Origin of the sequence: Xanthomonas sp. SHU 308 (assembly GCF_000364645.1) — a bacterium.
Taxonomy (GTDB): domain Bacteria; phylum Pseudomonadota; class Gammaproteobacteria; order Xanthomonadales; family Xanthomonadaceae; genus Xanthomonas_A; species Xanthomonas_A sontii.
Window position 1 is genome coordinate 1 of record NZ_AQOK01000010.1, and the last position, 4,062, is coordinate 4,062.

Below are 4,062 nucleotides of genomic sequence, written 5' to 3' on the forward strand. Positions count from 1 at the left end.
TCCCTAATTAACCTGTCCGAGAAATCGGGGGTGGCTCAACCTGACCCATTCTTGTCGATCACTGGTCGTCGGCCGCAGGCACACCGAGGGCAACGACATCCAAGTTCTCGCGTTGTTTTAAGCAAGCGCAACACCTGTAGTGAAAGGTTCAGAACGGAATATCGATCCACTCTATGAGCTCTTCGAGTTCAGCAGCATGCTTGCTGTTTCCTCGATTCTTGTGCATGGAGATCAACCGAGTGATCTGTTCGCGAGCGGAGGGCTTTACATCCTCCGGAAGCTTGGCAAGCTCATTAGCGACATATCGCACGGCCAGCGTGGAAACCTTCGCCGCTCGAATGTATCGAAGCATAGGGCTAAGGAACTTCGGGAGCGTTTCAACAGTGAGAAATGGCCCAACTCCTGCCAGTTCGCCGAAGGGAATACTATCTCCTTGCTCAATCAAGAAACCAATCAGGTAGTCAACTACGACCGGTCGCTTGAGCTCGTCTAGGTGCTCCAGATCGGTAGGGCGGAAGAATGCAGTCCGATGACGGGCGATCTCTGTAGCTTCGCCGTTCCGAATTAGGGTATAGAACTGAAGCGTCGTCACGCCCGCGAGCTCCGGATTTTCCTTGATAGCGAGCCGATAGGCGGCAGAAATTCTCTCAGGAAGTGCAGCATCCCATTCGAAGTCATCGTATATGAGGCTTTCCGCATATGCCTTCGGAAGCACGTCAAGCATCAAGCGCTGCTTCTCCTTATCCGCAATGTCGCGAAGAAGATGCGGAAGAATTGCGATTGAGCCGCTGTCCCGTTGGATCTTCCGAAGGAGCTGCTCGGCTGTCAGTCCTGCTTTCGCTTTGCGCGATGCCGCGACCTCTAAAACTATCCTCCCTACCAATGCTGTGACGATCAAAGCATTGCTCTGGTCCGGCGCGGCGACGCTATCACGCATTACCTTCCCTGGATGGATAAGGTTCCTATAGTCCTTGATTGCGCTGCAGAGCTTGGCGGTAGTCTCGGTAATCACATGCTGGTCTTCGCACTCGGAGATGACTTGTTGAAGCATAAGTTTCCTGATTCGCAATGCTTCAGTCACAGGTGACAGCCATTCCAAGTGTTCGACGAGGACTGCTTCAATGAGGCTTCCGGCAAGGACCATGGCTGCCTTCCATGCTCGGGCTTCCAAGCACGCCTGCATCTCGGCGAAATCAGCTTCCAAGAGCATACGGTATGGTTGTGCGGTGATGTAATCGAAGCGGTTCGCCTGGGCCTCGCTCATTAGGGTTCCTCGTTCGTTCTCCAAAACAGGGGAAGACTACACTTACTCGGCCGATATCGGGGCCAGGTTAACTTAATCCGCACCGGCGCGATTTCCTGCAGATGTCTACAGATGTTCTGTTTAAGCGTTGACAGCTTCTTTGGGACGAGCGAATTATCTATTCGCTACGGCAAATTCCGCGGCTGGGTTTGGTCTCCCGAAGTCACTTGGCGACTCCCACTCAAATGGAGGACGTCATGTCCGGCAGTGCAGACGCTGGTTCAAAGACCAAATCTCCTCGCCTTGCCATCAAGGCAAAGCCCTGCTGGCTCAAGCTCGAGTCCCCCGATCCCTTAGATGCCATCATCGCCGAGACGCTGCCTGGTGCGTCGGCGCCACCGTTGCATCCCGACGCTGACAAGAACCCAGTGCCCAGGCGCTCGATCCCGCGCCGCCCCACGCAATGCACCATCGGCTACCGCTACTACGATGTGGACCGCAATGGTATGCGCGTCGGGCGGCAGGTGCCGAGCTTGCGCTTGTACGGGCTTTGGCTGGAAGGCATCGGCTTCGCGGTGGGTGGAAAGGACCCAAATCCATGTGGTGTGAGATGTGCTCTGACCTCAGGCTTCTAACCGTGGGCCATACTGCGCAGATGAACATCCTTCGATTGATCTTATGCCTCAGTTGGCTCTCGATCGCTGGCCCCGCGTTCGCAGGGGCCAGCCGCTGCGATCTGCACGAATTCACCAGCTCGCGTGAGTTGCACCGGTTCCTGAGCCTTCGCGCGGTTGACGTCCTCAGGCGGGCAGAAAATTCCGGTAGCGGACTCGCGGACCTGGTTGCCCCAATGGCCACTTTTAACCTCGGTGCTGGTGACGTGGGTCGTCCGTTGGGCACTGGCATCGACGGCGCTCGTGCGCTTGCGCGAACCATGCACGCCGACTCGTACCGTTTCCTTGGTTGGGACTACATGGACATGGCGCCCAATGCCTGCTCAGAGCGTGAGGTGGACGTCGAGGTCGAGTTCATCGACAGCCAAGGCAAGCGCGTTTCCCGCGTGAAGTTCACGTTCGAGGTGGAGCGCGTTCGCTTGGTGAGTGCCGTGGGCTGGGAAAGATCGTTCGAAGCGGGTCAGTTGTAGAAGCGATTCGAGCAGGGCTGATTGAAGCGGGGTGTCACGACACTCATAACCCTGGTTGCGTGTAGCGCTGCTCACACGCGGCAGGTGTAGCCGCCGGTTGAACCAAGCTACATTTGTTGATGGTGACGGCCATGAGAAAGCGCGCTCAGTCGCGCTCGAAGCGCTGTAGTTCGTCCAGTTGCGCCAGCGCCTTGCGCAGGCTGCCGCCGCTCAAGGAGTCGTCCATCTTCCGGCCGAACTCGGCGCGTTGCGGGCGGCGTGCCCAGCGGTGGAGCCACCAGGTGCCTAGCAGGCCGGCGACGCCGATGCCGTAGCCGCTCCACACCAGCGCGGGGGCATTGGCCAGCAGATCGACATCGCCCAGGCCAGCCAAGGTCTGCAAGACCGCGATCCACAGGAACCACCACGGCAGACCGGCGACCATGCCGCTGCGGATGTACAGCGTGCGTGCGCGCAGCAACTGCTTCTGGATGCCGACGACCGGCTGCGCATAGTCGATGTTGCCGAGTCGCCCCAGCACCACGCCGGCCGCGACGATCGTCAGCACGCCATACGCCTGCACCAACACACCGGCGACGATGGACGCGGCATGTGCTGGCTTGCTCATCCACAGTAGCGACGCGAGCAGGACGAACGCAATGCCGAACAGGATCTGCAGCACCTGGCCCCAGTACAGCGGGCGCAGGCTGCCGCGTGTCCGGTCCAGTTTGCGCTCGCGCAATTCGTGCAGCTTCAACGTGTTGTCCAGTTGCAGCCGGCGGTCCAGCGTTTGCCAGGCCGATTTGAAGTCGTCGAGTTCCATCGTGGTCTCCATGGCGTGGTTTAGCGAAATTCGTCGCGGATGCGCTGTTTCAGGCGTCCGATCTTGGTGGAGACGTTGCTTTCGGTGATGCCGAGGATCTGGGCGATCTCGCGTTGCGGGCGGTCTTCGAGGTAGAGCAGCAAGAGTGCGCGGTCCAGCGGCGGCTGGCGCGCGATGACGTCCTGCAGCAGGCGAAGCCGCTGTTCGTTCTCCGGGTCCGCGGCGTTGCCGTCGGCCACGTCGTGCAGGGTTTCGTCCAGCGGCATCGCGTCGTGCCGCTGCCGCAGTTCGCGGTTGCGCAGGTGGCTGATCGCCACGTTCAGCGCGATCCGGTACATCCAGGTGCTGACGCTGCGCGCTGGGTCGTACGTCGGCCAGGCGTGCCAGAGCTGTGCCGCGATTTCCTGGGCCAGATCGGCACGGTCCTCGGCACCGCGCGCATAGCTGCCGGCGACCTTGAACACGATGCCGGAATGGCGCTGTAGCAGCGCGCTGAAGGCATCTCTGGCGTCGTTCGCGGTCATGGCGGTTGCGATGGTATCCATTGGTTCACCGGCGCGGCCTTCGCGCCCCTCGACACCATGATTCGCGCCAGCGCACGGAATCTCACACCGCGCCAGCAAGAATCTTCAACTGGTCATCGCGCGGAAGGACGTTGCTGGATCAAGCCGCGCGGCAGCGCGGCGTCGGCTTGAATGCAGCGTCAGGCTGTTTGTCGGCAAGTGGCAATGCCAAAGCTGACGGTGCTGCAGCGCGTTGCGCTGCCCTTGTCGTCGCGACGCGTCGTGTTGCCGAAGGAGTCCGTCGCGCTGCGAACCACGTTGCCCTAATCGCTACGGGTCGTGGTATTGCCGTAGGAGTCCGTGCTGCTGC

At 60.0% G+C, this 4,062-nt stretch carries 5 protein-coding genes; 2 read left to right on the forward strand and 3 right to left on the reverse strand.

The genetic code is table 11. The features are described from left to right. Window positions 1-148: 148 nt before the first annotated feature. Window positions 149-1,264, reverse strand: coding sequence for a hypothetical protein (locus tag D588_RS0100635; protein WP_017914606.1), 1,116 nt, complete (start codon window positions 1,262-1,264; stop codon window positions 149-151). A gap of 236 nt (window positions 1,265-1,500) precedes the next feature. Between D588_RS0100635 and D588_RS26215 the strand changes: the two genes are divergently transcribed. Beyond that, on the forward strand, window positions 1,501-1,878 hold the full coding sequence (locus D588_RS26215; RefSeq protein WP_157836382.1) for a SymE family type I addiction module toxin: 378 nt from the start codon (window positions 1,501-1,503) through the stop codon (window positions 1,876-1,878). 20 nt (window positions 1,879-1,898) lie between these two features. After that, on the forward strand, window positions 1,899-2,387 hold the full coding sequence (locus D588_RS0100640; RefSeq protein WP_081613438.1) for a hypothetical protein: 489 nt from the start codon (window positions 1,899-1,901) through the stop codon (window positions 2,385-2,387). A 145-nt stretch (window positions 2,388-2,532) separates the two neighbouring features. Here D588_RS0100640 and D588_RS0100645 read toward each other — a convergent pair whose 3' ends face one another. Beyond that, window positions 2,533-3,189, reverse strand: a complete 657-nt coding sequence (locus D588_RS0100645) for a hypothetical protein (protein ID WP_026143218.1) — start codon at window positions 3,187-3,189, stop codon at window positions 2,533-2,535. Window positions 3,190-3,209: 20 nt separating this feature from the next. Then, window positions 3,210-3,713, reverse strand: coding sequence for a sigma-70 family RNA polymerase sigma factor (locus D588_RS0100650; RefSeq protein WP_026143219.1), 504 nt, complete (start codon window positions 3,711-3,713; stop codon window positions 3,210-3,212). Between the last annotated feature and the right edge of the window lie 349 nt (window positions 3,714-4,062).

Bases quoted from the DNA above. Each gene is read 5' to 3' on its own strand.
- D588_RS0100635 (WP_017914606.1), bottom strand. From the start codon at position 1,264: ATGAGCGAGGCCCAGGCGAACCGCTTCGATTACATCACCGCACAACCA.
- D588_RS26215 (WP_157836382.1), top strand. From the start codon at position 1,501: ATGTCCGGCAGTGCAGACGCTGGTTCAAAGACCAAATCTCCTCGCCTT.
- D588_RS0100640 (WP_081613438.1), top strand. From the start codon at position 1,899: ATGAACATCCTTCGATTGATCTTATGCCTCAGTTGGCTCTCGATCGCT.
- D588_RS0100645 (WP_026143218.1), bottom strand. From the start codon at position 3,189: ATGGAACTCGACGACTTCAAATCGGCCTGGCAAACGCTGGACCGCCGG.
- D588_RS0100650 (WP_026143219.1), bottom strand. From the start codon at position 3,713: ATGACCGCGAACGACGCCAGAGATGCCTTCAGCGCGCTGCTACAGCGC.